At 61.0% G+C, this 26215-nt stretch carries 22 protein-coding genes; 5 read left to right on the forward strand and 17 right to left on the reverse strand.

The window, feature by feature from the left end; translation table 11 throughout:
• Position 1: 1 nt before the first annotated feature.
• The 10 genes from BW975_RS01925 to BW975_RS01970 all read right to left on the reverse strand — a co-directional run bounded on the left by BW975_RS01925 (position 2) and on the right by BW975_RS01970 (position 11149).
• On the reverse strand, positions 2-793 hold the full coding sequence (locus BW975_RS01925) for an SDR family NAD(P)-dependent oxidoreductase (RefSeq protein ID WP_076530505.1): 792 nt from the start codon (positions 791-793) through the stop codon (positions 2-4).
• Positions 793-2400, reverse strand: coding sequence for a GMC family oxidoreductase (locus BW975_RS01930; protein ID WP_076530507.1), 1608 nt, complete (start codon positions 2398-2400; stop codon positions 793-795). Before BW975_RS01930 ends, BW975_RS01925 begins: the two co-directional genes overlap by 1 nt.
• Positions 2393-3781: an FAD-binding oxidoreductase gene (locus BW975_RS01935; RefSeq protein WP_076530509.1), complete on the reverse strand. Its 1389-nt coding sequence runs from the start codon at positions 3779-3781 to the stop codon at positions 2393-2395. Before BW975_RS01935 ends, BW975_RS01930 begins: the two co-directional genes overlap by 8 nt.
• Positions 3781-4575, reverse strand: a complete 795-nt coding sequence (locus BW975_RS01940) for a shikimate dehydrogenase family protein (RefSeq protein ID WP_076530511.1) — start codon at positions 4573-4575, stop codon at positions 3781-3783. Before BW975_RS01940 ends, BW975_RS01935 begins: the two co-directional genes overlap by 1 nt.
• 30 nt (positions 4576-4605) lie before the next feature.
• Positions 4606-5412 (reverse strand): 3-oxoacyl-ACP reductase FabG, encoded by an 807-nt coding sequence (fabG, locus tag BW975_RS01945; protein ID WP_076530513.1) that lies wholly within the window; start codon positions 5410-5412, stop codon positions 4606-4608.
• Position 5413: 1 nt separating this feature from the next.
• Positions 5414-6118: an ABC transporter ATP-binding protein gene (locus tag BW975_RS01950; RefSeq protein WP_076530515.1), complete on the reverse strand. Its 705-nt coding sequence runs from the start codon at positions 6116-6118 to the stop codon at positions 5414-5416.
• Positions 6111-7910 (reverse strand): branched-chain amino acid ABC transporter ATP-binding protein/permease, encoded by a 1800-nt coding sequence (locus BW975_RS01955; protein ID WP_076530517.1) that lies wholly within the window; start codon positions 7908-7910, stop codon positions 6111-6113. Before BW975_RS01955 ends, BW975_RS01950 begins: the two co-directional genes overlap by 8 nt.
• Positions 7907-8791: a branched-chain amino acid ABC transporter permease gene (locus tag BW975_RS01960; RefSeq protein WP_076530519.1), complete on the reverse strand. Its 885-nt coding sequence runs from the start codon at positions 8789-8791 to the stop codon at positions 7907-7909. The genes BW975_RS01955 and BW975_RS01960 overlap by 4 nt, the downstream gene beginning before the upstream one ends.
• Before the next feature lie 84 nt (positions 8792-8875).
• The gene (locus BW975_RS01965) at positions 8876-10081 is read right to left on the reverse strand and encodes an ABC transporter substrate-binding protein (protein WP_076530521.1); all 1206 of its coding nucleotides are present in this window, start codon (positions 10079-10081) and stop codon (positions 8876-8878) included.
• Positions 10082-10153: 72 nt separating this feature from the next.
• Positions 10154-11149, reverse strand: a complete 996-nt coding sequence (locus BW975_RS01970) for an NAD(P)H-quinone oxidoreductase (RefSeq protein WP_076530523.1) — start codon at positions 11147-11149, stop codon at positions 10154-10156.
• A 193-nt stretch (positions 11150-11342) separates the two neighbouring features.
• Here BW975_RS01970 and BW975_RS01975 point away from each other — a divergent pair, with 193 nt between their 5' ends.
• The 3 genes from BW975_RS01975 (at position 11343) to BW975_RS01985 (ending at position 16248) form a co-directional block, all read left to right on the forward strand.
• Positions 11343-12077: a GntR family transcriptional regulator gene (locus BW975_RS01975; RefSeq protein WP_244512542.1), complete on the forward strand. Its 735-nt coding sequence runs from the start codon at positions 11343-11345 to the stop codon at positions 12075-12077.
• Between the two features lie 170 nt (positions 12078-12247).
• On the forward strand, positions 12248-14347 hold the full coding sequence (locus BW975_RS01980) for a GumC family protein (protein ID WP_076530527.1): 2100 nt from the start codon (positions 12248-12250) through the stop codon (positions 14345-14347).
• A 125-nt stretch (positions 14348-14472) separates the two neighbouring features.
• Entirely contained in the window at positions 14473-16248 is a 1776-nt protein-coding gene (locus BW975_RS01985; protein WP_076530530.1) for a DUF2793 domain-containing protein, read from the forward strand.
• A 51-nt stretch (positions 16249-16299) separates the two neighbouring features.
• Here BW975_RS01985 and BW975_RS01990 read toward each other — a convergent pair whose 3' ends face one another.
• Genes BW975_RS01990 through BW975_RS02015 form a run of 6 tightly spaced genes read right to left on the reverse strand, consistent with a single transcriptional unit; the run spans position 16300 to position 22976 of the window.
• Positions 16300-17520 carry a DegT/DnrJ/EryC1/StrS family aminotransferase gene (locus BW975_RS01990; RefSeq protein WP_076530532.1) on the reverse strand — a complete coding sequence of 407 codons (1221 nt, stop codon included), beginning with the start codon at positions 17518-17520 and terminating at the stop codon, positions 16300-16302.
• A gap of 1 nt (position 17521) precedes the next feature.
• Positions 17522-18130, reverse strand: a complete 609-nt coding sequence (locus BW975_RS01995; RefSeq protein ID WP_076530534.1) for an acetyltransferase — start codon at positions 18128-18130, stop codon at positions 17522-17524.
• On the reverse strand, positions 18127-18723 hold the full coding sequence (locus BW975_RS02000) for a sugar transferase (protein WP_076530536.1): 597 nt from the start codon (positions 18721-18723) through the stop codon (positions 18127-18129). Before BW975_RS02000 ends, BW975_RS01995 begins: the two co-directional genes overlap by 4 nt.
• The gene (locus BW975_RS02005) at positions 18720-19871 is read right to left on the reverse strand and encodes a glycosyltransferase family 4 protein (RefSeq protein WP_076530538.1); all 1152 of its coding nucleotides are present in this window, start codon (positions 19869-19871) and stop codon (positions 18720-18722) included. The genes BW975_RS02000 and BW975_RS02005 overlap by 4 nt, the downstream gene beginning before the upstream one ends.
• A 1-nt stretch (position 19872) precedes the next feature.
• Entirely contained in the window at positions 19873-21840 is a 1968-nt protein-coding gene (gene asnB, locus BW975_RS02010) for an asparagine synthase (glutamine-hydrolyzing) (protein ID WP_076530541.1), read from the reverse strand.
• Between the two features lie 20 nt (positions 21841-21860).
• Positions 21861-22976 carry a glycosyltransferase family 4 protein gene (locus BW975_RS02015; RefSeq protein WP_076530542.1) on the reverse strand — a complete coding sequence of 372 codons (1116 nt, stop codon included), beginning with the start codon at positions 22974-22976 and terminating at the stop codon, positions 21861-21863.
• Between the two features lie 135 nt (positions 22977-23111).
• Between BW975_RS02015 and BW975_RS02020 the strand changes: the two genes are divergently transcribed.
• Together BW975_RS02020 and BW975_RS02025 are read left to right on the forward strand one after the other, a co-directional pair.
• The gene (locus BW975_RS02020; protein WP_139194234.1) at positions 23112-24293 is read left to right on the forward strand and encodes a lipopolysaccharide biosynthesis protein; all 1182 of its coding nucleotides are present in this window, start codon (positions 23112-23114) and stop codon (positions 24291-24293) included.
• Positions 24290-24850 (forward strand): acyltransferase, encoded by a 561-nt coding sequence (locus tag BW975_RS02025; RefSeq protein ID WP_076530546.1) that lies wholly within the window; start codon positions 24290-24292, stop codon positions 24848-24850. The genes BW975_RS02020 and BW975_RS02025 overlap by 4 nt, the downstream gene beginning before the upstream one ends.
• 83 nt (positions 24851-24933) lie before the next feature.
• Here the strand turns inward: BW975_RS02025 and BW975_RS02030 are convergent, their stop codons facing one another.
• A complete protein-coding gene (locus BW975_RS02030) occupies positions 24934-26193 on the reverse strand; it encodes a hypothetical protein (RefSeq protein WP_076530548.1) in 1260 nt (419 codons plus the stop codon).
• Between the last annotated feature and the right edge of the window lie 22 nt (positions 26194-26215).

The raw sequence follows: 26215 nt of genomic DNA on the forward strand, positions 1-26215 counted from the left end.
ATCAGAACCCCCTTGCGCGAAACCCGCCGTCCGACAGATGCGCGTGCCCGTTGATGAAAACCGCCGCATCGCTGGCGAGATAGACGGCCATTTCCGCCACTTCTTCGGGCGTGCCCATGCGGCCCTGCGGCGTGCGCGCCTCGATCGCGGCGAGGTCCAGCTTGCCCTCGGCGATCAACTCGTCCGTCAGGGCGGTGCGGATATATCCGGGGCAGATCGCATTGACGCGGATGCCGTGCTGCGCCCATTCATCCGCCAGCACCTCGGTCAGCGAGATCACCCCGGCCTTGGACGCGCAATAGGCCGCGCGATTGGCCGAGGCCATCAGCCCCCACATCGAGGCGGTGTTCAGGATCACGCCGCCGCCTTGGGCGATCATATGATGCGCGGCGGATTGCGCGCAGATGAAAGCGCCCGTGAGGTTGATGTCGATGGCGCGGCGCCAGTCGGCAAGCGTCAATTCGATGCTGGGCCGGTTCATCGAGATGCCGGCATTGGTCAGCAAGATATCGAGGCTGCCGAAGGCGTCCTTGCAGGCGGCACAGGCGGCGGCAACGTCATCCTCCTCGATGACCGAGCCGTGGTGCGTTTCGATGCGCGCGCCGGGAAAGTCGGCGCGTAGGGTTTCGGCAGCGTCATTCAGCGCGTCGCTGTCGCGGTCCATTAGCATCAGATGCGCACCGTGCCGGGCAAAAGCCTGGGCCATGGCAAAGCCAATGCCGCGCGCGCCGCCGGTATTCAGCACGGCGCGGCCCGCAAGGCCGGGATAGGTGGCGGGGGCGAACTGTCTCATCATGTCCTCCTGGCGGCGTCCCGAAGGATCAGGTCCGCGCCCTTTTCCGCGATCATGAAGACGGCGGCTTGCGTGTTGCCCGACACGATGGTCGGCATGATCGACGCATCCACGACGCGCAGCCCGTCCAGCCCGCGTATCCGCAGCGCCGGATCCACCACGGCCGCATCATCCGCGCCCATCCGGCAGGTGCCGCTGGCGTGATAGATCGTCTGGCCGTTGTCGCGCGCGAATTGTAGCCAGTCGGCATCGCTCTGGCAGCTCTCGCCGGGGCTGATCTCGGGGCCGCGAAAGGCATCCATGGGCGCCTGCGCCACGATATCCCGCGTCATCTTCATTCCGTCCACCATGGCGCGGCAATCCTCGGGCGTGGCGAGGAAATTGGGGCGGATCACCGGCGGCTGAGCCGGATCATTACTGCCGATATGCACGGTGCCGCGCGATTCGGGGCGCAGTTGCGTGACGCCGATGGTCATGCCGGGCAGCTTGTCCAGCTTCCGCTCGGCGGCGTTGGCATAGCTGGCGTGCAGGAAAAACAGCTGCACGTCCGGCCCCTCTATGTCGGGCCGGGTGCGCATGAAGCCGTGCACCAAGCCGGTGCCGTAGGTCAGGATGCCCTTGCGCGTGAGGGCATATTGCAGGACCGATTTGACGAGGCTGAGGCCGCGCGTCATCTCGTTCAGCGTGACAGGCTGCGTCACGCGCCAGTTCATGCGGGTGCAATAATGGTCGATGTAATTCGCGCCGATACCGGGGGCCTCATGCGCCACATCAATGCCGGCAGCGCGCAGGATCTCGGGATCGCCGATGCCCGACAGTTCCAGCAGTTGCGGCGTATGAAAGGCTCCCGCCGCCAGCACCACCTCGGCGCGCGCCCGCGCCGTGCGGACCTGCCCCTTTTGCACCACTTCGACGCCGGTCGCGCGGCGCCCGTCCAGCAGAATGCGCCGCGCCTGCGCGCCGGTCCAGATGGTCAGGTTCTGGCGATTGCGCACCGGGTCCAGATAGGCGGCTGCGGCGCTGACGCGGCGGCCATCCCTCTGGTTTACCTGATAATAGCCAAAACCGTCCTGCGACGCGCCGTTATAGTCGTCATTCTCGGGATGCCCCGCCGCGTTGGCAGCGCGGATGAAGGCGCGGCCAATCTCAGGCCGCTCTTTCACCGTGGTCAGTGGCAGGGGGCCGCCGCGCGCGCGCAGATCGCCATCCGCCTCGTCGTAATCCTCGATCCGCTTGAAATAGGGCAGCACATCGTCGAACCCCCAGCCGGTGCAGCCGCGCTGCGCCCAGCCGTCGAAATCCTGCGGCTGGCCGCGCACATAGATCATGCCGTTGATCAGGGTCGAGCCGCCCAGCCCCTTGCCCTTGGGGATGGCAATCACCCGGTTCATGGTTGCCTCTTCCGGCTCGCTGGCGAGGCGCCAGTTGTGGCGTGGATTGGTCAGCAGCTTGGAAAATCCGGCCGGAATATCGACCCAATGGCTTTGCCCGTCGTCCCCGGCCTCAATCAGCAAGACCGTGTGCTTGCCGCAGGCGCTCAGGCGGTTTGCCAGCACGCAGCCCGCGTTGCCGCCGCCGACGATGATATAGTCGAACTCGTTATCCACGTTTGGGCACCACCTTGCCGGGATTTATCAGGCCATCAGGGTCCAGCGCATCCTTGATCCGGCGCGTAAGATCATGCTCTGGCTGGCTCGCAAGTCGTGCCCATTCGGCGACACGATACTGCCCCAGCCCATGCTCGGCCGAGATCGAGCCGTGATGCGCGGCGACCACGTCATGCACGGCGGCATTGACCTTCGCGGCGTCCTCTCTGGTCACGTTCATCACGTTGTAATGCAGGTTCCCGTCGCCCAGATGGCCAAAGACGTTGAACTTTGCCTCCGGCGCCACCGCGCGCAGCATGTTGCCCGCTTCTTGCAGGAAGGCTGCGATGCCCGTGATCGGCACCGAGATGTCATGCTTGATCGCGCCGCCCGCCTTGCCTTCAGCCTCCGTCAGGCTCTCGCGCAGTTGCCAGAGCGCATCGGCCTGCGCTTCCGACTCGGCGAGCACGCCATCGGTGGCCCAGCCTTCCTCGAAGGCGGTCTCCAGCAGCTTCTCCGCTGCCTCCCGCAAGCTTGGCAGTGAGGAGCCGGCCTCGATCAGCAGCACCCAATCAGCAGTGACGGGCGCGGTCTGGCCCATATGCTCGGCCACCAGGTCAAGACCCGCGCCCGAGATCAGCTCGAACGCCGAGAGCGCCTCGCCCACCTCGTCCTGCGCGCGGGCATAGAGCGCGATGGCGGACGCGATGTCCGGCACGGCAATCAACGCGGTCGCGCGGTGGCGGGGCTGAGGGACAAGGCGCAGTACGGCGGCGGTGACAATCCCCAGCGTGCCTTCGGTCCCGATAAAAAGCTGTTTCAGGTCGTATCCCGCATTGTCCTTGCGCAGGTGGCGCAGGCGGCTGAGGATCTGCCCGTCCGGCAGTACCACTTCGAGACCCAGTACCAGACCGCGTGTCATGCCGTAACGCAGCACATCGACCCCGCCCGCGTTCGTGGCGATCAGTCCCCCGATCCGGGCAGAGCCCTCGGCGGCGAGACTGATGGGCAGCAGGCGATTTTCGTCTCCGGCAGCGTCTTTGACCGTTTGAAGGATCGCGCCCGCCTCGACTTCGATGGTCATGCCGACAGGGTCGATCCGGCGAATGGCGGTCATGCGGTCCAGCGCGACGATCACCTGGGTGCCGCTGTCATCGGGCGTCGCGCCGCCCGCCAAACCGGTATTCCCGCCTTGGGGGACGATGGCGGTCCCTGTTTCGGCGCAGGCGGCGACGCATTGCGCGACCTCCGCTGTTTCGGCTGGGCGCACGACGCAAAGGGGCTTGCCGTGGAACATATCGCGCCAGTCGGTCGCATACGCGGCCATATCGCCGCCGGTCAGGACAGCAGCGTCGCCGCAAATGCTGCGCAGTGTGTCCAGCAGGGGCGCCTCGTCGCTCATCAGATCGCGCCCATGAATTCGGCCATCAGGCGGGCCTGCGATTGGAGCATCGGCAGGCCCGGATGGGTGCGCGCGCCCGCCTTTTCGGCGGCGGCAAGAAGGGGGGTGACGGCGGGGTCCATGATCGCCTCGGCGACAATCTGGCCTGCGTGCAGTTGGGCAGTGTCGAGCGGCAGCGCATCGCCCTCGCGCATGCCGAGCGACGTGGCGTTGACCACCAGATCTGCCTCCGCAACGGCGCTGGCATCGGTGGAAACGTCCACATCTGGATAGGCGGCGCTGATCCGGTCGGCCAAGTCCCTGGCCCTCGCTTCGGTGCGGTTGGCGATGGTCAGCGCAGAAACGCCTGCCTCGGCCAGGGCGAAGGCGATGGCGCTGGCGGCGCCACCTGCCCCGGCGAGGATGACTTTGAGGCCTTTGGGATCATGGCCCGCACCGCGCAGCCCCTCGACAAAGCCCACGCCATCGAGAATCGCACCCGTCAGCTTGCCGTTTGCGTCCCGGCGAATGCAGTTGACCGCGCCGACCATGCGCGCCTGCTTGGTCAGATCGTCGCAAAGCGCGGGGATCACCGTCTTGTGCGGGACGGTCACGATGAGGCCAGAAAGGCTCTGGATTGCGCTGAGCCCGCGCACCGCGTCCGTCAGGCCATCCGCGCTCACATGAAAGGGGACCAGCACGCCGTCATGGCCCACCTCCGCAAAGAGGCGGTTCATCACCTGCGGGGTTTTGACGTGGTGGATGGGGTCGGCGAGGATACCGTATAGCTTCGTGTTACCGGTGATCTGGGTCATGTCTTTGCCTTCAGGTTCGAGCGTTGCCGCTCACGTCATATAAAGCCCGCCGGCCACGTCGATGGTCTGGCCGGTGACGAAGCTGGCCTCGCTGGAGGTGAGCCAAAGGGCGGTGTCGGCAACCTCGGCGGGCTGGCCGAGGCGCGCCATCGGCGTCAGTGCGATCTGCGCGTCATTGGCGACCTTGCCCGCGCCCGCGACCATGGGCGTCTCGATCCGGCCCGGCGCCAGCGCGTTGACGCGGATGCCGAACGGTCCCAGTTCCGCCGCGAGATGGATGGTAAAGCCGACGATGGCGGATTTCGTCGCGGCATAGTGGCTGGCCACGATGGGCGAGTGGGTTTTGCCCGCGACGGAACTCATGTTGACGATCCAGCCGCGCCCCGCCTCGCGCATGGCAGGTGTGAGCGCGCGGATGGTGTTGAAACTGCCGGTCAGGTTGACATCGACCACGCGGCGCCATTCGGTGGGGTCCATTTCCCAGACGCCATGCGGCTTGCCGCCGTGCTTGGGCGAGATGCCGGCATTGTTGATGACGGTATCGAAAGCGGCATGGTCGCTGGCGAAGCGGGCACACGTCTCTTCGACCGCGTCCCAATCGGCCACGTCCAGCATCAGGGGCACGGCAGCGCCAGGGCCCTGCTGGCCGATCAGAGACGCCGTCTCGGCAATCGCATCTTCGTTCATGTCCGCCACGCCCACAGTCGCGCCGCGCCGGGCAAAGCCGAGCGCAATCGCGCGGCCTATGCCATTGCCCGCGCCGGTGACCAGAACGTGCCGCCCCGCGTGGCTGGGGCGGGTGTCGAGCGCGTTGGGTGTGATTTCGGTTCGCTCCATTTCAGATTCCCAAATAGGCTTTGCGCACATGCGGGTTTTCCAGCAGGGCGTCCGCATCATCCGTCAGCACGATCTCGCCGTTTTCCAGTACATAGCCCCGGTCAGCGGCTTTCAGCGTGTGAAAGACGTTCTGCTCGACGATGAGGACCGTCGCGCCGGTTTTCACGATGCTGTCGATCACTTCGAACACCTGGCTCACGATGATCGGGGCAAGGCCCAGGGACGGCTCGTCGAACATCAAAAGGCGCGGTTTGGACATGAGGCCACGCGCGATGGCGACCATCTGCTGCTCGCCGCCCGAGAGGGAATTGGCCTTCTGCTCGAGCCGCTCGGCGACGCGCGGGAAGAGGGCCAGCACCTCGTCCATCAGTTGGGACTGGCTGGCGCGGGCACCCTTGCGATACGCGCCCATCATCAGATTTTCGCGCACGGTCATGTCCGGGAAAAGCTGGCGCCCCTCGGGAATGAGGGTGATCCCAAGCTCGACCACCTCATGCGAGGATAGCTTGGTGATGTCCTGCCCGTCGAAATGGATGCTGCCCTGCGACGGCTTGATCAGACCCGAGATGGTGCGCAGCGTCGTCGTCTTGCCCGCGCCGTTGGCGCCGACGATGGTGACGACCTCGCCCTCGTTCACGGTCAGCGACACGTCGTGCAGGATGGTGGTGCTGTCATATCCGGAATGGATGCCCTTCAGCTCAAGCATGGGTAAACTCCTTGCCCAGATAGGCCTCGATCACTTGAGGATCCTCGACCACGGCCTTCGGCTTGCCCTCGGCGATCACCTCGCCTGAACTGAGGACGATCACATGATCCGAGAGTGACATGACGGCCTGCATCACATGCTCGATCGCGATGATCGACACGCCCTCGTCGCGGATGGATAGCATCAGGTCGATCGCGCGGCGCACATCGGCCTGGTTGATGCCGGCCATCACCTCGTCCAGCAGCAGGACGCGCGGCTCCATCGCCATGACGCGGGCGACCTCGAGCCGTTTCAGCCCGCCAATGGTCAGCGAGGATGCCTCGGAATTCAGATAGGGCGCGAGGCCCATCTTTTCGGCGGTGCGCCGGGCCGCCGCACGTGCGTCTTCCACATGCGGATAGCGGTGGAAGGCGCCGACCATGATGTTTTCCTCGACGGTCATGGCGGCAAAGGGCTGAACAATCTGGAATGTGCGCCCGACGCCCAGCGTGGCGAAATCGGCGGGATTGGTCGGCTTGTGCCACTTGCCGTCCTTGCCCTTGATCTCGACCGTGCCGCTATCGGCATCCAGAAAGCCCGAGATCATGTTGAAGAGCGTGGTCTTGCCCGCCCCGTTCGGGCCGATCAAGCCCAGGATCTCGCCCTCGCGCAGTGTGAAGGACACGTCGTTGGTCACGTGCAGGCCGCCGAAATGCTTGTTGAGGTTTCGCACGCGGACAATCTCCTCGCCCGGCTCGGGCGGGGTGAAGGCGCGCACCTCATCCGGGGCGGCGACGGCCTCGGCCTGTTTGCCCTCGGTGTCTGCGGGTTTGAACCAGCGCCCGACAACGCCCATCAGGCCGTTGGGGATGAAGATGACCACGAGGACCAGAACCGCGCCGTAGACGAAGCCGTGTAGGCCGACGGCCTCGGCGCCCAGAGCGCCGCGTGCGAATTCGGTGATCGGGACGAGCAGCACCGCGCCCAGAAGCGGGCCGAAGACGGTGCCGAGGCCGCCGATCAGTGCGAACATGGCGATCTGGATCGAGAAGGCGAGCGAGAAGGCAGATTCAGGCTCGATGAAGGTCAGATACATGCCGTGGAACGTGCCCATCATTGCCGTGAGCGCCGCCGAGATGGCGACCGCGATCAGTCGCACTTTGACTGTGCCGATGCCTGCGGCGCGCGCCGCACTCTCACGCTCGCGCGTGGCGACCAGTTGGAAGCCGAGTCGGTGCGAGCGGATCCACCACGCCACAGCGAGGATAAAGCACATCATGCCGAATGCGATGATGAGGGCGGGCAGACGCTCGCGGAAGACCATCCATTCCCAGCCGATATTGAGCGGGATCATCATACCCGTCGCACCGCCGGTGAAATCGCGGAAATGCAGGGCGAGCTGGTGAAACACCTCAAGGAAGGCAATGGTCGCCAGGGCAAAGAACGGCCCATGTAGACGAAAGCACGGATAGCTGATGATGACAGCGACCACAGCCGCGATGCCCGCGCCCGCGAACATGCCGATCCAGGGCGAAATGCCGAGATTGGTCAGCATGATGCCTGCGTAGGCGCCAATCCCGTAAAAGATCGCGTGGCCCAGCGATAGCTGACCGGCGAACCCGCCCACGATGTTCCAAGCGGTCGAGAGGCCCGCAAAGATGCAGATCGTGATGAAGATGTGATAGATGAACTGGTCATTCAGAGCCACAGGCGTGATGAAGATCGCCGCCAGAAGCGCGACCAATGCGATGGCCGCTGTGGTGTTGCGCGCGGCCTTGGGCGCCGCGATGGGGGTGCTGGTCTGATCCGTCATGATACATGCGACAGGTTCAGTCGCCCTCCGAACAGGCCCTGCGGACGCAGGATCAGGATGAGAAGAAAGACGCTGAACACCGCGACTTCGCGCATGTCAGAGCCGATGTAGAAGCCCGCGAGGCTGTCGATCAGGCCGATGATCATCGCGCCGAGGAAGGCGCCCCCGATGGAGCCGAGGCCGCCCAACACCACGACCACGAAGGCGGTCAGAACGAAATACGTGCCGATGCCCGGCGATGTCGGATAGAGCGGCGCAACGAGGCAGGCGGCGACACCCACGCAGGCGGCGCCAAGGCCGAAAGTGATCATGTAGACGCGGCTGACATTGATCCCCATCAGCTGCGCCGCGGCGCGGTTTTGGGCGACGGCGCGGATGCCCCGGCCCGCCTGCGTGCGCTGCAGGAAGAGGTGGAGGCCGATGACCAGAAGGGTGGCGACCACGAACATCACGATCTGGCCGGTCAGCATGCGGATCGGGCCGATCTCGATGGACGAACGCAAGCCATAGGCGGGCGTGTTGTAGATGTCGGCGCCGAAGATCAGCAGCGCGAGGTTGATCAGCGCTGTCGAAAGGCCGACGGTGGCGAAAATCTGGATGTCGTGATTGCGCGCGCCCATCAGCGGCTCGATCAGAAACTTCTGGGTCAGCATGCCCAGCACAAAAAGCAGCGGCACCACGGCCGCGACGGCGACATAGGGGTGCATGCCCAGCCCGGCGGTGACCAGAAAGGTCGCATACATCCCGATCATCAGGAATTCGCCATGGGCGAAGTTCACTACCTTGACGATCCCGAAGATCAGCGTGAGGCCCACGCTGGTGATGGCGAAAAGGCCGCCCAGAAGCAGGCCGTTCACCACGACTTGAAGAAACACGTCCATCGACTATCCCACCTTGTCCGATAATTGGGCGGGCCATGATGCGGCCCGCCCGTGTTGACCCGCCTTGGGATCAGGGTGCCAAGATCAGTTCTTGGTGCGCATCTCGGCCGCGGCGGCATCGTCGGGATAGACTGTCACCAGCTTGCCGTCCTGCCATTGCAGACCCATCATGCGGGCGCGCTCGTTCTGGTTATTCTCGCCAAACTTGACGCCGTAACCTGCCGCAGTGGTGCCCTCGGGGATGTCGACGGCCTTGACCGTCTCGATGATCGTCGCCGGCTCGAAATCCGAGGCTTCGTTCAGCGCGGTCAGGATCGCCATTGCGCCGACATAGTTGGTCAGCGAGTGGCCCGAGAGCGGCTCGCCGCCGTATTTCGCCTCGTAGGCGGCGAGGAAGTCGTCGATGCCGGGTGTGAACTCCTTGTTCACGATATACTGCGTGAAGTCAGTGTTCAGAACACCGTCAATGATGTCATGGCCAACTGCATCTGCTGTTGCCTGAGTGGAGTAGCCACCGCCGCCACCGATCACGGCCAGAGGCGCGTAGCCCGCCTCATTCGACTGCTGCAGGAAGAGAACCGAGTCGTTCTGGTAGGACGTCTGCAGGACCACATCGACGTCGCGCTGTTTCAGATCCAGCACGATCGAGGACATGTCGACCGTCGAGGCCGGGTAAGCCAGCTTGGCCACCACGTTCAGGCCGGCTTCTTCGGCGAAACGCTCTTCGTGGCCGGAGACAGATGTGCCATAGCTGCTGTCCTCGTGGATGATCCCGATTTTCAGATCACCCGGCTCGACGCCGTTCATGGGCGCGACCTTGTCGACGATCATGTTGATGATCGTGTCGGCCATGTCCTCGGCGGTCGGATTGACGCGGAAGAGGTATTCAAGACCGCGGCCCGTGACCTCATCGGCGACGGCGCCCAGTTCGAAATAGGGGATGCCCGACAGCTCGGCCACCTGGCTGGCGGCGATGGAGCGGCTGGAGGAATAGGTGCCGAAGATCGCCTTGACGTTCTCGCGCGAAATCAGGCGGCGGGCTTCGCCGATGGCCTGGTTGTTGTCCACCGCATCGCCGCGCTCCAGCACGATCTGCTCGCCCTGCAGACCGCCATTGGCGTTGATCTCGTCCACGGCCAACTCAAGCCCTCGTGCGGATTCCTCGCCCAGAAGGGCCAGCTGGCCGCTGAACGGGTAAAGCGCGCCAAAGGTGACCTCGGCATAGGCAGCCTGCGCGCCCATGATGGCACCCGCGGCGACGGTTGTTTTCAGAATATTGCTCAGTTTCATTGGGTTCTCCTCCCCATTGGTGGTTTGCGTTTGGCCCTTTGACGCGCTCCTCGCCGCCGAAGGGACGTTTGGTCAATCGGTCATGGTCAGCACGATTTTGCCCACATGCGCTCCGCTATTCATGCGGGCATGGGCGCTGCGCACATCAGCCAGCGGATAGGTGCTATCGATGGCGGGTTTGGCGATGCCCTGCGCCAGCAACGGCAGAACATGCTCTTCGAGGGCGCGGGCAAGCTCCGCCTTCATCTCGACGGGCCGCGCACGCAGGGTTGAGCCGGTCCAGGTCAGCCGCTTGGTCAAGAGTTGCAGCATGTTCAACTCCGCCTTGGGCGGTTTTTGAAACGCGATCTGCGCGATGCGCCCGTCGATGGCCACAGCCTCGATATTGCGCTGCATGTAGTCGCCGCCGACCATGTCGAGGATGACATGCGGGCCATTGCCATCGGTTGCCTTTTTGGCCTCCTCAACAAAGTCCGATGTCTTGTAGTTGATCGCCACGTCGGCGCCGTTGCCCTTGGCGGCCTCGCATTTCTCGTCACTGCCGCAAGTGACCAGCACCCGGCACCCCAGCGCCTTGGCGAGAAGGATTGTCGTGGTGCCGATGCCGGACGTGCCGCCATGGATCAGGATCGTTTCGCCCTTGGTCAGGCCGGCGCGCTGAAAGACGTTGGACCAGACGGTGAAGTAGGTCTCGGGGATGCCGCCCGCCTCGATCATGGAAAGGCTGTCCGGCACGGGGAGCGCGTTGGTTTCGTGGACTGCGCACCATTCTGCGTAACCACCGCTGGGTACGAGAGCCATCACCCGGTCGCCCTTGGCAAAGCGGCTGGCGCCCTCGCCAAGCTCTTCGACGGTGCCTGCCATCTCGAGGCCCAGAATGTCCGACGCGCCGGGCGGCGGCGGATAGTTGCCCTCGCGCTGCATCACGTCGGGGCGATTGATGCCGGCAGCATGCACCCGGACCAGAACCTGGCCGGGGCCGGGCACGGGGCGCGGCACATCCACCACGTTCAGAACGTCAGGGCCGCCCGCACCATCGGCTGTAACAGCACGCATTGTGTCGGTCATCTTGGTCTCCTCCCATGTCGCGCGCGCCGGACCTGCGTGTCTGCTGCTTCCTTCGCGAAACAACAAACGGCCCGCCAGCCCTTGCCTTTGTTGTGCTTCGACCTCGCTTTAATGGAGTGTCTATGCATAAAGTCTGGCAATGCGCGCAAATGCGTTATTTGTTATAACAAAGATAAGCAGGGGAGATGCGCACTTGTCAACGCGGAGTTTGAAAAACGCCGGATCTGATGGAGATGCCCACGCATGGGCCAACCCGATTACCAAGGAAAATCTGGGGGATAGGGCCTATCTGGCGCTGCGTGAGGCCCTGATGGGCGGGCAGCTGAAACCGGGCGAGAAGCTGCGCCTTCGCCCGATGTCCAAGCGATTCGGCATCAGCGCGACACCGATGCGCGAGGCGTTCTTGCGGTTGGTGTCACTGGACGCGCTGGCGCTGGACGCGCGCGGCACAGCGATGGTTCCGGAACTCACCCGAGCCGAGTTGATCGAAATCCGCAATATTCGCCTGGATCTGGAGGGCCGCGCCGCCGCCGCCGCCGCTGTAAACGCGCCCGAGGCTCAGATCGACGCACTGGAGGCGATGCACGCACAGCTTTCTCGCGCTTTCGAAGCAGGAGATCATGCGCAGGCCATCGACCTCAATACGCAGTTTCACCTGCATTTGTGCCGTGCGGGTGGCATGCCGATCCTGCTGGAGATCGTGGAGAACCTCTGGGTGCGCTGCGGGCCTCTCCTGTCCCACCTTTATGACGGGGGCAATCCGTTTCGCGATGTGCATCCGCATGTCACGGTGATCGAAGGGCTGCGCGCGCGCGACCCCGATGTCACACAGCGGGCCATTTGCCACGACATCGAACATGGCGGTCAGGGCCTTTTGCGCCACGCCAAGGCTGAGGCCGAGGCAGGCGCACGAAGCGCGGCCCGGTGATACCACGTGCCAGAGAGCGGTGAGAGTGGCCGGATTGCGGCCGATACCTCGCTCACTATTGGCGCATCTCAGGCTCAGACCAGCAATTGCCCTAGGACATTGCCAATCCGACGTTGGTGTGGGAAATGGGACAACCGCCATGCCTGAGCTGACAGTACGAGACTCTCCTTATGAAAAAAGAACAAGCGATCGCGTCGAAGTCCATGGGTGAGTCCGATGAGATCGACCTGTTTGAGCTGCTGCGAACAATTTGGCGCGGCAAGCTTTGGGTGGGGCTCGCGGCGCTGATCGCTCTCGTCATCGGCGTTTGGTACGCTTTCATCGTTGCGACGCCGGTCTATACATCCAGCGCAATCGTCGCATTGGAAAGCCGTCAGGAGCAGGTCGTGGATCTGCAAAGCGTCATGACAGGGCTGTCGGGAGATCAGCCCAGCATCAATACCGAAGTCGAGGTGATCCGCTCGCGTGGTTTGATCGGCAAGGTCGTCGACGAACTGGATCTGGTGAACGATCCGGAATTCAATTCAAGGCTGCAGGAAAAATCCTTCATTTCTCTGGGCGCCATCCTGCGGTTGCTGGGCATCGGGGACAAAACGCCGCCATCGGACCAGACCATCAAGGATGGGACCATCGATGCGGTCCTTTCGTCCATCCAAGTATCGAACGTGCGCGACAGCTATGTCTTTCGGATAACGGCGGTCACAGAGAGCCCCGAGAAATCGGCCTTGCTCGCCAACACGCTGGCCGAGCTCTACATTTCCGAGCAGCTGGAGGTGAAGTTCGAGAAAAACGAGCAAGCTACCGAATGGCTGACCGAGCGCGTGACCGACTTGCAGGTGGAGCTGGAGAACGCCGAGGCCGAGCTGAAGGAATATAGCTCGAACACCGATCTGGTAAGCCCTGAGACGCTGATTGCGCTTAATCGCCAACTTAAGGATCTACGCGACCGCTTCACCGAGGCGCAGAACCGCGTTGCCGCGCGCGAAGAGCGTATCGCAAGCATGCGTGCCGCACAGGAGGCGGGCGATCTGGATACCATGACGGGACTGATGAGCGACCCCAACCTTGATCGTTTGGGATCGTCTCAGCCGGCGCAGGATGTGGATCGCGAAGCATTGGAGATCGCTTTCGACCGCGCCCTGTCGCAGGTCGTGCAAGAGCGCGCCCGCGCCGAAAGCCAAGCCGACGCCTTGCGCGAATCGATCGCACGGATCGAGCGCCAGATCGACTCGCAGTCGTCTGAACTGGTGCGCCTGCAACAGTTGCAGCGCGAGGCTGAGGCGAGCCGCCTGATCTATGAGTATTTCCTGAGCCGTCTCAAGGAAACCAGCGTCCAGCAGGGAATTCAGCAGGCGGATAGTCGCATTCTGTCGCGTGCGGTTGTGCCCCAGAAACCTTCGGCGCCGCGCAAGAGCATGATCCTCGCCTTGTCATTGGTGCTGGGAACAATGGCGGGTGTCGGCATCGTCTTGGGCCGCGAGCTGACGCAAACCACATTCCGCACGCCTGAGGAGTTGGAGGCCCGGACCGGTTTGGCGATTCTGGGTCAGATTCCGTCAATTCCGGCGCGTCAGCGTAGCAACGTGTTGAAGTACCTGACGGAGAAGCCGAACTCTGCCGCTGCCGAAGCCATACGAAACCTTCGCACGTCGATCCTGCTGTCGGACATGGACAATCCGCCGCAGATCATCATGTCCACGTCATCGATACCGGGTGAGGGCAAGACAACGCAATCCATCGCCCTGTCGCAAAATCTGGCGAGCATGGGCAACAAGGTGCTGCTGATCGAAGGCGACATCCGGCGGCGCGTCTTTACCGAGTATTTCGACATCAAGGGCAAGAAGGGCTTGCTGGCCGTGCTGTCGGGTGCCGAAAGGCTGGAAGATGTCGTTGTCCACGAGCCTACGCTGCAAGCAGATCTTCTGATTGGCGAGAAGTCGTCGGTCAATGCAGCTGACGTGTTTTCGTCCGAGCGTTTCCGGGGCTTTCTGAATGAGCTTAGAAAGCAATACGACTATATCATCATCGACACACCGCCGGTGCTTGCCGTTCCGGATGCGCGCGTGATCGGTCAGTCGGTCGATGCGATCCTCTATACCGTCAAATGGGATTCGACCACGCACCGCATGGTGCGCGAAGGCCTTAAATCCTTCGAAAGCGTAAACCTGCGGCCGGCTGGCCTGGTTCTGGGCCAGATCAGCGGGCAAGGCATGAAGCGCTACGGGTACGGGGATAGCTACGGCAGCTACGCATCCTATTACGATAATTGAACCCGTCGCTGCGAGCAGGAGTGACAACACACCGGACGGGCATCGTGCGGTGTGGTTAGGAATTTCTCAATATTTCGGCGAATGATCCGGCGGTCTGTCATACCTAGCCCGAGTGGATCGCCTTCATGCCTGATATCGCCGACTTCCCGAATTCCTCAACGCACCTGCAGCTCCCGTATATCCAACCCAATCAGGCGCAAAAGCATGTTACCCACAACGAGGGTATGCTGCGGCTTGATGCCATTGTGCAGTTGTCTGTGGTGTCGGCCGACATCGCTGCACCGCCGAGCACCCCTGCCGAGGGAGCGCGCCATATCGTGCCCGCAGGCGCCAGCGGTGTCTGGTCGGGGCAGGACGCCATGCTGGCAGTATTTCAGGGTGGCGGCTGGACCTATCTGAACCCTAAGTCGGGATGGACGGCCTGGGTTGTGGATCAGGGCAAGCATGTTGTTTTCGACGGGGCCGTATGGCGCGCTGTGCAGGAGGCGAACGATCATCAAAATCTGCAGCGCGTTGGGATTCGAACGAGCGCGGATGACACAAATCGGTTGGCCGTCGCGAGTGACGCCACGTTGCTGACCCACGAGGGCGGCGGACACCAAGTCAAAGTCAACAAGGCCGCCACCGGCGACACGGCCAGCCTGCTCTTTCAGACCGATTGGCAGGCCCGGGCCGAGATGGGAACAGCCGGCAGCGATGATTTTGAGATCAAGGTCAGCGCCGATGGTGCCACGTTCAACACCGCTCTGAGGGCCGATGCCGCAACCGGACGGGTTGAATTTCCGGCCGGTGTGGATGGTATCGCACCAAGCGCGTTTGGGACAGGCCCCCTGCTGACTGTCGATTACGTCACTTCCCGTGGTCTGGATCTGGTGACGAACGGAACGGGGATCCTCGGCAACGGCTACAACTTTCCCTCGGCTTTCATGCACGACCCCCTCACCACGCCGAACCTGCCCGCGAGTTTCAGCTATGCGGGCTATTACAGCAGCGAGGTGGCAACGTCCGAGTATCTTGCCGTGGACCCGAACCAGGTGTGGCGGCTTGGCTGCTATCTCATGCAGGAAAAGCTGTCGGGCGACTGGTCGGCTTATGGATCAAGGGAACGCCACACACAGTACATGGGCTTGCTCTGCTATGATCTGGATCGACAGCCCATAAATGCGTTTCATCATATGCGCTATCGCAAAAACGGGATCGACAGCCTGACGACTTTGGCGGCACCGCTGGCCCCGGGTGACACCATCCTGCGTCTCGTCGATAGCAGCGGTTGGAATTCTTCGGCGGCCCCGTTTTATCAACGCGGTCTGATCATTCTGGGATACAGAAACGACGCTGGCGGCCTCTATACGCATTACAGCCGCCATATACAGTTCGACATGTTTGGCGCGGGTGCGATAGACGGCGCAGCTCATACCGTGACCCTGTCATCTCCGTTTCCGGCCAGCATGGGCAATCCGGATGATCCTGACGGTATCTGGCCTGCAGGCACGCGTATCGCGAACAGCGACAGCGGCGGCAATTTCAAGTACGTCTGTTTGCATGGGACGCGGATGCCCAAGGCGGGACAGTGGTATCGCGCGACCGGATATATCGGCGGGATCGATCTTTCGGGGTCAAACGCCGAGTTCAATTTCCCCCCCGGCACAGCCTATGTCCGGCCCTTCTGGATCCCCAATCACTCCAACAGGCCCGGGGGAAGCGGAGGGAGTCCGGACACCGGTGCGGATCACCGCGTCTGGTTTGCAGGAACCTCGGTAACGCCCGAGCCATTGGCGCGGCTGTCTGCAGTCGCGACCGGTAGCGCATCCGGTAGCATGGCGATCAAGGTGCCGATGGCGGATTTCGCGACCGGGGCGATTTCACTTCAACCGCCGGTTCGATCCCTCGTGGAGTTGTAGGCCACGGTCCTGTGGCGGGTTGGCGGCACCTTCGGGGTGCCGCCATTTCCTTTAGATATCGCTGTGCGCCCATGCGCGGCTCATCACGTCCTTGATCGCCTCTGCCGCACGGGTCAAATGCTCGGGCTCGAGCGTGGGATGCACGAGAAACATCAGACTTGTCTCGCCCAACCGTTTGGCGACGGGCAAGGATTGGTCGGGGCGCAGGCCGCTGTCATCAAACGCTTTCTCACGATAAATCTCGGAGCAGGAGCCCTGCATGCAAGGTACTCCTGCGGCGGTGATTTCAGTGGCAATGCGGTCGCGGCTCCAATCACTGCGCAGGTTTTCGGGGCGCACATAGGTATAGAATTTGTACCATGCGTGCCGCGTGCCGTCTGACGTGTCCGGCAAAGGCAGACGCACCGGGTCGTCGTCGCCGGCAAAGGGCGTCAGGGCGCGGATCAGCGCGCTGGCATTCGCCTCACGGGCGGACTGCCAAGCCGGCATTTGCTCCAGTTGTATGCGGCCGATGGCGGATTGCATCTCGGTGATCCGCCAATTCGTGCCAAAGCTTTCGTGCAGCCAGCGAAAGCCCGGTGCATGGTCCCGCTCATAGACGGCCTCGTAGCTTTTGCCGTGATCCTTGAAGGCCCACATGCGGCGCCAGAGCGCGTCGTCATTGCAGGTCACAATTCCGCCCTCACCGCCCGTCGTCATGATCTTGTCCTGGCAAAACGACCAAGCGGCGACATCGCCGAGGCCGCCAACCGGGCGCCCCTTGTAGAGGGCGCCATGCGCCTGCGCGCAATCCTCGATCAGGGCAACCTCGGGGCCGACAAGGGCCCGCAGACCGTCCATATCGCACGGCCACCCGGCCAGATGAACGGCGACGACTGCTTTGGTGCGCGCGCCCAGCACGGGCGCGACGGTATCGGGTGAGAGGTTTCCGCTATGCTCGTCGACATCGGCAAAGATCGCCCGCGCACCTGCATTCACGACGGAAGAAACCGAGGCGATGAAACTACGCGGCGTGACGATTACCTCGTCCGTTGCGGAGCCGCCATTGGCGGACCCGATACCCAGACCGTGCAGCGCCAGATCCAGCGCAAGTGTGCCGTTGGCCAAGGCAATAGCGTGCCGGGTACCTGAAAATTCTGCGAATTCGGCTTCGAACCGACGGCCTTCCTGACCTGTCCAGTAGTTCACCTTGTTTGACAACAGGACGCGCGACACGGCGTCTGCCTCTTGCTGTGTGAAGGAGGGCCAAGGGGGGAAGGGTCCGTTCAGCATGTCAGGCTTTCTTGCTTAATTCTCGTGCGGGGACGCCGCCAACGCGACCGCCTTCCGCAACATCTTCGATTACAGCGGCACCGGCTCCGACAATCGCATTCTTGCCGATGGTCACTCCCTCGCGGACCACGGCCCCGATGCCGATCCAGCTTCCATCAGCGACGGTGACGTTCCCGGCGAGGCGCGCCCCGGGTGAGATGTGGACAAAGTCCCCAATTCGGCAATCGTGATCGACGCTGCATGCGGTGTTCAGAATTACGCCCTTGCCGATATAGGCATCCGCATTCACGATGCATCCTGCGACGACAAGGGTTCCGGCGCCAATCGTGGCAGACGAAGAGATAAGTGACGAAGGATGTACCAGAACACAAGCGCTACCCAGCGAGTATGTGTCGAACAGCTTTGCCCGCACTGAATTGGTGCCGATACCGCAGAACAGCGGAACATCGCCCCCCATGCCCAGTTTGCCCAGAATAGGCCAGGCGCCGATCGCCTGCTTCTCCGGGAAGGCGTCATCGAGAAAAGCGATGTCGCCATAGCCGCAGGCCATCGCCGTATCAGCGACAACCTTGCCATGGCCGCCAGCGCCGATGATACGCAAGGATTTCATTGGTTTTCCGAGCCTTTGAACCGCGGCATCGTCGCCTCGCCCGCCGCAGAAATGCCATCGCGCTTGAGAACCTTTTTGACGGTCATCCAAATTATGCGCAGGTCCAGCCACAGCGTGCGATTTTCGACATACCAGATGTCCAGCGCGAACTTCTCGTCCCACGACAGTGCGTTGCGCCCGTTGACCTGCGCCCAGCCAGTGACACCGGGGCGCACTTCGTGGCGCCGCGCCTGCCAAGCGCTGTAGAGCGGCAAATACTCCATCAGCAGAGGCCGGGGACCTACAAGGCTCATATCGCCCTTCAATACGTTCCAAAGTTCGGGCAGCTCGTCTGCCGAAGACGCACGCAGCTTGCGGCCCAGCGGCGTCAGACGCTCGGAATCGGGCAGCGGAGCGCCATCGGGTCCGACTGCGTCCTTCATCGAACGGAACTTGATCATCTGAAAAGGCTTTCCATCCTTGCCGGGGCGGGTCTGGCGAAACAGAACCGGCTTGCCCATGTCGCGGCTGATCTTCCACCACAGCAGCAGCATCAAGGGCGACAGGAGCAGCAGGCCGAGGCTGGCGCCCAGAATGTCAAACAAGCGTTTCATGCCGGCAATCCAATATCCTTGAACATTTGCTCATTGACGCGCTGCACATCATATTTTTCGCGCGCCATCTCCAGGCTTTTCTGTCCCATGCTCGCTATCAGATCGGGCGTCTTAAGGAAACGGCGTAGCGCGGCCTCCAGCGCGTCTGCATCTTGCGGCGGAACTAGAAAGCCGTTTGCGCCTTGGGTAACCGTCTCGCGGCAGCCCGGGGCATCAGTTGTGACAATCGCGCGGCCAGTCGCCATCGCCTCGAGTACTGAGCGGGGCGTGCCTTCCCGGTAGCTGGGCAAGACATAGACATGGCAGTCGGCCAGAAAGCTGCGCACATCCCCCTGCGCGCCGTGCCACACGATACCGAACTCTTGCTCCCATGCCTTCAGCGCCGGGCGGGGGATGGCATTGGGGTTCGAGTCTGTTCCGCCGACAAGATGAAACTCCGCGTTGGGGTGATCTTGCCTGATCCGGCCGGCAGCCTCTGCAAATTCCCGAATACCCTTATCCCCAAGCATCCGGGCGATCAGCAAGAATTTGGTGATGCCAGGAGTGGTCGGCAGGGGCGCTGGCGTGAAATGCGCCAGATCGACGCCAGAGCCGTTGACCACAGAGGTGCTTGCCTCGGGGGCGATCAGGCCGAGCGTGCGAAACTCTGCGGCATCATCGGGATTCTGAAAAAACACATGGCTCGCGCGCCCGAGCGCCAGTTTGTAGAGCCGTCGCAGGATACCTTGCAGCACCCGCCGCTTGCCCGTGGCCTGACCGGTGAATGCATAGCCCAATCCGGTAATCAGCGCGACGCGCTTCGGCACCCGCGCGGCTGCTGCGGCCAGTGTGCCCCAGATCACAGGCTTGGCAGTGTAGCCGAGAAAGATCTGCGCATTCTGGGCGCGCATCGTGCGTCGCAACTGCCAGAGCGCATGCAAGTCACTCAGAGGATTCAGGCCCGTCCGCTCGAACGCCACATCATGCAGCTGTATTCCATGACCCTTGAGTGTTTCGGCGGTTTGCCGATCCGATGTCAGGCCCGGAGCGCACGCGTGAACCTCGTAGCCAAGTGACTGAAACTTGCGCAGGAGGGGCAGCCGGAAATTGACCAATGAGCTGGCATGACCGGCGACGATGAAGACGGCTTCAGGTGTTTTGTCTGCCATATCAGTCGGCCTCGGCGGTCGAGGGGCGCGCCAGTTCCGGGTGATGCCGTTCAAGCCATGCCTGAAACATCAGAATATCCCAGAGCTGCGCGTGCCAGCGCCGTGCGCCGGATACATGTTCGGTCCACATTTTTCGAATGGGCGCCGGATCGAAATAACCTTCTTCGCGCAGACGCCGCTCGGACAAAAGGGCTTCGGCCCATTCGCGCAGCGGCCCTCTCAGCCAGTGCTCGATGGGCACGCCAAACCCCATCTTCGGGCGGTCCATGAGCGCGCGCGGAACATACCGATAAAGCACTTGGCGGAGCAGCCACTTCGCCTGACCGTCCCGGTGTTTGAACTCTTGGGGCACGCGCATCGCGAACTCCACCAGGCGGTGGTCAAGAAGCGGGATCCGGCTTTCGAGGCTGACGGCCATGCTGGCCCGGTCCACCTTGGTCAGAATGTCGCCTGGCAGATAGGTCACCGTATCGATCAGACCCATCGCACCGGCAAACCCAAATTCCTGAGCGAGCCGGTCCGCATCTGCGAAAGCTGTCCTTGGCTCGCCCTGACTGCCCAAAACCAGGCTGGTCGGATCGATCTGATGTGACACAAGGCTCTTGTAAAACGACATGGCGGACGGGCATGCCATGATCTGCGCCAGCTTGGGAAGCCGGTCGGCCAGATGCCGGTTGCGTAGGCGGCGGGGCAGCATGGATTCGGCTTTGTGCATGAGCCCTTCCGGGGTTGCCAAAATCCCCGCAGCGGCCCCTTTGCGAACCATGCTGGGCACAGAAGAGAGCCTCTTCCACTGCCGCGCCGCAAATTCGTAGCGACCATAGCCTTGGAACAGCTCATCTCCGCCATCTCCGGACAGGCTGACCGTGACTTCCGTCCGGGCGAGTTGGCTGACGAGAAACGTGGGTATCTGCGAGCTGTCGGAAAACGGCTCGCTCCAGATATCAGGCAGTTTCGGAATGACATCCTGGGCCGCCTTGGGCGAGACATAAAGTTCGGTATGCTCGGTTCCAAGATGGTCGGCAACGGCCTTGGCGTGATGCGCCTCGTTGTAGCCCTCGTCGGAAAAACCGATCGTGAATGTCTTGATAGGGCGCGCCGACTGGGATTGCATCACCGCCGTCGTCAACGTGGAATCGTACCCGCCCGACAGGAAGGCACCCAATGGCACATCCGCGATCATCCTGCGCTTGATCGACCGATTCAAAAGATCGTCCAAGCGGTCTTCGAGTTCGGCAGCGCTATTGGTCAATGGTGCAGAGGCACGCGCTGTCTCGACGATGTTCCAGTAGCATATAGTGGCGTTGTCCACCTGATCGGGCGCGGTCATCTTGATGTAATGGCCCGGCTCGAGTTTGTGTATTCCGGTATAGATGCTGTAAGGTGCGGGTATATAGTTGTGCCGCAGATACAGCGCCAACGCATCGCGGTCGATCTGGGGCGCGTATCCCGGAAACGGTTTGAAGGCGCCAAGTTCCGATCCGAAGATCAGCGCGTCACCCGACCTTCCGTAGTAGAGCGGCTTCTCGCCTAGACGGTCACGGGCCAAGACCAGGCTCTGGTCGGTTGTGTCCCACAGTGCGAATGCAAACATGCCGTCGAGACGTGCAAGCGACGCATCAAGGCCCCATGCATCCACGGCTGCCAGCAAGACCTCCGTGTCAGAGTGGCCGCTCCAGGCCGGAGCTTTGCCCGCCGCGTCCAATTCGGCGCGGATGTCCTGGAAGTTGTAGATCTCGCCGTTGTAACTGAGCACGTAGCGCCCTGAGGCCGAAACCATCGGCTGGTGACCCGAGTCCGACAAATCCACAATCGCGAGGCGACGATGGCCCAGTGCCAGCCCTGCGGCGCGGTCATGCCAGCTGCCGGCGCTGTCGGGACCACGATGAATGATCTGTTCCGCCATATGATCGATGAGCCGGTCTGACAGCTCGCGATTTGGGGCCCAATACCCTATCAGTCCACACATGAAATTAACCTTCGCAGATGTCAGCTGGATGAAAGAAGCGACTCGTAGAGCGTCGTATAAGCCTTGGACGTGCTGTCCAGGGGGTATGTCGACGTGATACGCGCCCGTGCCTGAACACCTTGATCGCGGCGCAAGGCAGGATTGTCGACGAACGCTTCGATCTGCCTGTTCAATGTCGCGCTGTCGCCGGGAGGCACAGTGGCGCCGGTGTCGCCAAGAACACGTGCACTATCGCCGACATCGGTCGCCACGCAAGCGAGACCCGTCGACATCGCTTCGCCCAGCCCGTTGGGAAAGCCTTCGGCCTTGGACGATTGCACGAAGACATCCATGGCGTTGAGCACGGCCGGCGCGTCGCTGCGATCGCCGAGCAGATGAACCCTTTGCCTCAGGCCCGAGGGTATCGCGTTCGTGAAGAATGGCGTGTCGTAGCTCACCTCTCGGCCAGCAAGAACGAGGTGCACGTCAGGTCGGCCCTCGAGCAGCGGCAGGGCGGCTTCGAAGAAATTCGCGTGGTCCTTGACTGGGTGAAAGCGGCCTAACTGGCCGATGACCACTGCGCTTTCGGGAATGCCCAAACTGGCCCGAACGGACGCGCGTAGGTCAGGATCCGGACAAAATTTTGTCGTGTCGAACCCGTTCGGAATGACTTGGGTGTTTTCTGCGGTGAAGCCGGCGGCAACATGCTGCTGCCGCGCGACCTCGGCATTGAAAAGGACGCGATCGGGCCGGCCGGACAGACGGGCATTTGCGCGTATGGTCCAGCGGGTGCCGGGTTTGTGGCCGGCGACGTCATCCATACTTGTGCGGATATTCCATACCAAAGCGCTGGATTTCGGGCTTGCCAGAGCGGCGGCAAGGTTCCCGTGATACATCCATCCTTGGACGATATCCGGCTTCGCTTTGCGCACAAGCTTTGGCAGAGCCATCACTGTCCAAGGCTTGTGCTTGATATCCAGCGCCGTAACGCCCACGCCAAGTTTGCGCAGCCTCGGCCCGAACGTGCCGATGCCAGTGAGCGAGATGACGGAATGAGTGAATCGCTGACCATTCGGCCCGTCGATGAGGTTGTATAACGACCGCTCGGCGCCGCCTGTTTCCAATCCTGTAATGATGTGCAATACGGCTGGTTTCATGGGGCGGTGCAACCTTTGGAAGACGTGGCTTTTTCTGATTCACGCACAAACATATGCGGCACCCAGCCCCTACCGTAGATGAACCGGAAGGTTGAGAGGTAAATGAAGAAATTTCTCCCTCTTGGCCGTGCTTTTTTGGGCCGGTTCCTGTCTGCGTCGGGTGTCATTGCCATAAGCGTCACTCTCTCACGCCAGTTGTCCTTGGCGGAGGCCGGCGCGTTTTTCGGCGCGTTCATCACATTGATGGGCATGGCCATCGCGCTGCAGTTCGGCAGTCCTCTCATCATTTTGCGCAGCGTTGCGCGCCTGAGTGGCGACACGGCCGGTGCGGATGCCATATTCGGGCGCGCGCTGTCCAATTTGACCGTCGTTTGCGCGGTTGTCGCCGCCGGGTGGATCGGCGCGGTGGCTTTGGGGGGCAGTTTTGACACGCCCATGGCCTGGGTCTGGGTCAATTTTCTGCCGGTGGCCGTAATGGGGCCGGTATCCGCCTATGTCAAAGCCAAGGGGCATCCCGGCTGGGGCGGATTTTGGGAGGTCGGGGTGCTGTCCCTGATCGGCGTTGCGCTGGTCCTGATCGCTCGGCCTGCGGATGCGATGGAGGCGTGGCTTGCATTCTCGGTGGCATGCTGGACGGGCATGATCCTTGGCTTTCTGCATGCCGGCGCGCGCCATCTGAAGAGCATTGCATGGCCCGCGCCCGATCTGAAGCTGATGCTGGAAGGGCGGCACCTTTGGGCTGTGGCGGTGCTGTCCTATGCGTCCTTATGGGGCGGCGTGCTGATCGCGGAATGGTTGCTGGACCCCGAGGCGACGGCGGTGCTGAACGCCCTGTTCCGTGCGCTCGCGCCGTTGCAGTTTCTGATCCTGACGATCGACTTCTACATGGCACCCAAGTTTGCCGCGGCGGACAAGGCCGCTCTTTACAGGCTTTACACACGCGCCCGCATCGCTTGCGCGCTGCTTGCGGTGCCTTACGCGGCGCTGACCCTTGCGGTACCGTCCGAGTTCCTTAACCTGCTGTACGGAGAGGGCTACGGCGCCTACGGCACCGAGCTGCGCGTCATCATAGGTGCCATTCTGGTGCAGATCGCCTTGGGTCCGGCGGGGATACTGCTGAATATGCGTGGGCAGGATAAGATAATGCTGTTGTTTCTTGCCGGAAAGTCATTGGTCTATTGCTCCACAGCAATCTTATTCGGTATTGGCGTTGGGTTAACAGGCATTATCGTTTCCTTTTCACTATCGGCAGTTTTGCAAGTTTTGGCCCAGTATATATTCGTGAAGAGGTCCTACCTAAAGGAGCACCTGATATGAAAGTATTTTATAATATTATTTCTGTCTTGGTCAGGGCGATGCGGTATTTCGAGCGAAAAGCGCTCATTAAAAGTGCTATTTCTTCCGGAATGAGTGTTGGGCGCGGCACCAAATTTGTTGGAACGCAAAGGTTCGGTAGTGAACCCTACTTGATTGAGATCGGCGAGGATTGCCTGATTACGAATGACGTTAGCTTCATCTGTCATGACGGTGCTTGGGCTGTTGCTTGTGGCCTTGACGGAGTGAAGCTGTCAGAAAGCTATCGAAAGCACGGCGTTTTCGGACGCATTTCAGTTGGTAACAATTGTTTTGTTGGGGTGAATGCCGTGCTTTTGCCGAATACGAAAATTGGTAAAAACTCTATAGTAGGTGCCGCTGCAGTTGTTAAAGGTGACTATCCAGAGGGTTCAATTATTGCCGGAAATCCAGCAAGAGTTGTTGGCAAAACATCCGATTACAGAGTAAAGAAGCTATCTGAAGCTTTGACGCTGAACCAGGATATTCGTGCAGAGGAACGAAAGCGCTTGATCAAAAATCACACGCGCTCGACAGAATGATCATTGCTTCGATCCGATCTTGGGGAGCTGGCCCGGTTTCAATCTAGGCTCTCGGGTTTTGCAAGATAAAGGCAAAATGGAATTTATTTTAGGTCAATTTCAGGTACATTAACTCTTTTATTTGAGTCGGCGATAACTCTCTTAGCCGTCCATGCGCTCACAGCTAAAATCAATGCTGATAGACCAGACAGGCGCAGCATTGTAAGATTCACTTCAAGCGAATTTCGTGGAAAATAGAAGCACAATACGCTCATTGCAAAGCATGCCCAGGCCAAAAACCATAAGTTTCTCGATTTTGACAGAACTTGATGCGTGGCAATCAGCATTGCTATAAGAATTATTGTCCACAAGAAAACGCCCCACTGCCCGCCGACTGCATAGCCTTCACCAAAGTAAGTATAGGCAAGCCCGTAGTCTGCGTCTGGCCTGTAGTTTTCTGCAAGATAGGTGGTGAAGCTGGAGGCGTCTGCACCAAACAGGTCAGGTATCACGAGGAACTGAAAAAGTGCATCCATACTATCAATCCAATCGTATGGTTTTTTCAGGTTAATGATTTCAGCGATATAGCTTGATATGGCGTATCCTTCGAGACCTTCCATTAAACTTGCAGGATTGGTCGAGCGTAGAGCCAACGAAAGGGCATTAAAATCACCGAGACGAATGCCTATAGCTAAGTACTTACCGTAGATTGCAAAAAACACAGCAAGTACGATTATTGCCGCTCTTCGTGGAGTAAGGAGAGAGAGCAGGTTGCGTGAGTAAACGAGATAGAAAAAAGCGCTTACCACAGGAAGCACGATCACAGCTCTGCTGACAACCAGAATTGAGAGGCCAAATAGTGCGGCAAAAGATATTATCAGAGCGGCTCTATCGCGGGCAACCACGGATGCCAAGAATATAATTATGAAGGGATACTGCAAAAGAAATATTGTCGAAGCGCCACTATCTATTAGGTCTCTTTTGCTTAACTGGAGGGTTCCTCCTGCCGTAATGAACGCCAAAATAACTATAACCAATGCGCAGGTACTGAACGCTTTCAACGGTATGGAATTGGTATTGGTCGCCGCTGCTGGTAAGCGCACAATGTCTTTTTTTGTGTAAAGCTGCAACGCGACTGCCGAAAGAGTTAGGCCGAGCAAAACAATAATTAAAGCAAAAGATATCTCTGGGTTTGAAAATTTCACCCAATCGGAGTAATTGGATGCCTCTGATAAAAACGGCACGAGAATAAGTGAATGGTGGTAAGTAGATACAGAAAAGATCGCCCCATAAATCGTATTGAAGCGTCCTAAAAAAAGCGCCGCAAGTGCAACTATAAAAAGCCCTAGGGCAAAAATTGACATAGTGTCTCGCTTTAAAGCAGCC

It is taken from the genome of Roseovarius nanhaiticus (assembly GCF_900156535.1).
Lineage (GTDB): Bacteria > Pseudomonadota > Alphaproteobacteria > Rhodobacterales > Rhodobacteraceae > Roseovarius > Roseovarius nanhaiticus.

Bases quoted from the DNA above. Each gene is read 5' to 3' on its own strand.
- BW975_RS01925 (WP_076530505.1), bottom strand. From the start codon at position 793: ATGAGACAGTTCGCCCCCGCCACCTATCCCGGCCTTGCGGGCCGCGCC.
- BW975_RS01935 (WP_076530509.1), bottom strand. From the start codon at position 3,781: ATGAGCGACGAGGCGCCCCTGCTGGACACACTGCGCAGCATTTGCGGC.
- BW975_RS01940 (WP_076530511.1), bottom strand. From the start codon at position 4,575: ATGACCCAGATCACCGGTAACACGAAGCTATACGGTATCCTCGCCGAC.
- fabG (WP_076530513.1), bottom strand. From the start codon at position 5,412: ATGGAGCGAACCGAAATCACACCCAACGCGCTCGACACCCGCCCCAGC.
- BW975_RS01950 (WP_076530515.1), bottom strand. From the start codon at position 6,118: ATGCTTGAGCTGAAGGGCATCCATTCCGGATATGACAGCACCACCATC.
- BW975_RS01955 (WP_076530517.1), bottom strand. From the start codon at position 7,910: ATGACGGATCAGACCAGCACCCCCATCGCGGCGCCCAAGGCCGCGCGC.
- BW975_RS01960 (WP_076530519.1), bottom strand. From the start codon at position 8,791: ATGGACGTGTTTCTTCAAGTCGTGGTGAACGGCCTGCTTCTGGGCGGC.
- BW975_RS01965 (WP_076530521.1), bottom strand. From the start codon at position 10,081: ATGAAACTGAGCAATATTCTGAAAACAACCGTCGCCGCGGGTGCCATC.
- BW975_RS01970 (WP_076530523.1), bottom strand. From the start codon at position 11,149: ATGACCGACACAATGCGTGCTGTTACAGCCGATGGTGCGGGCGGCCCT.
- BW975_RS01980 (WP_076530527.1), top strand. From the start codon at position 12,248: ATGAAAAAAGAACAAGCGATCGCGTCGAAGTCCATGGGTGAGTCCGAT.
- BW975_RS01985 (WP_076530530.1), top strand. From the start codon at position 14,473: ATGCCTGATATCGCCGACTTCCCGAATTCCTCAACGCACCTGCAGCTC.
- BW975_RS01990 (WP_076530532.1), bottom strand. From the start codon at position 17,520: ATGCTGAACGGACCCTTCCCCCCTTGGCCCTCCTTCACACAGCAAGAG.
- BW975_RS01995 (WP_076530534.1), bottom strand. From the start codon at position 18,130: ATGAAATCCTTGCGTATCATCGGCGCTGGCGGCCATGGCAAGGTTGTC.
- BW975_RS02000 (WP_076530536.1), bottom strand. From the start codon at position 18,723: ATGAAACGCTTGTTTGACATTCTGGGCGCCAGCCTCGGCCTGCTGCTC.
- BW975_RS02005 (WP_076530538.1), bottom strand. From the start codon at position 19,871: ATGGCAGACAAAACACCTGAAGCCGTCTTCATCGTCGCCGGTCATGCC.
- asnB (WP_076530541.1), bottom strand. From the start codon at position 21,840: ATGTGTGGACTGATAGGGTATTGGGCCCCAAATCGCGAGCTGTCAGAC.
- BW975_RS02015 (WP_076530542.1), bottom strand. From the start codon at position 22,976: ATGAAACCAGCCGTATTGCACATCATTACAGGATTGGAAACAGGCGGC.
- BW975_RS02025 (WP_076530546.1), top strand. From the start codon at position 24,290: ATGAAAGTATTTTATAATATTATTTCTGTCTTGGTCAGGGCGATGCGG.
- BW975_RS02030 (WP_076530548.1), bottom strand. From the start codon at position 26,193: ATGTCAATTTTTGCCCTAGGGCTTTTTATAGTTGCACTTGCGGCGCTT.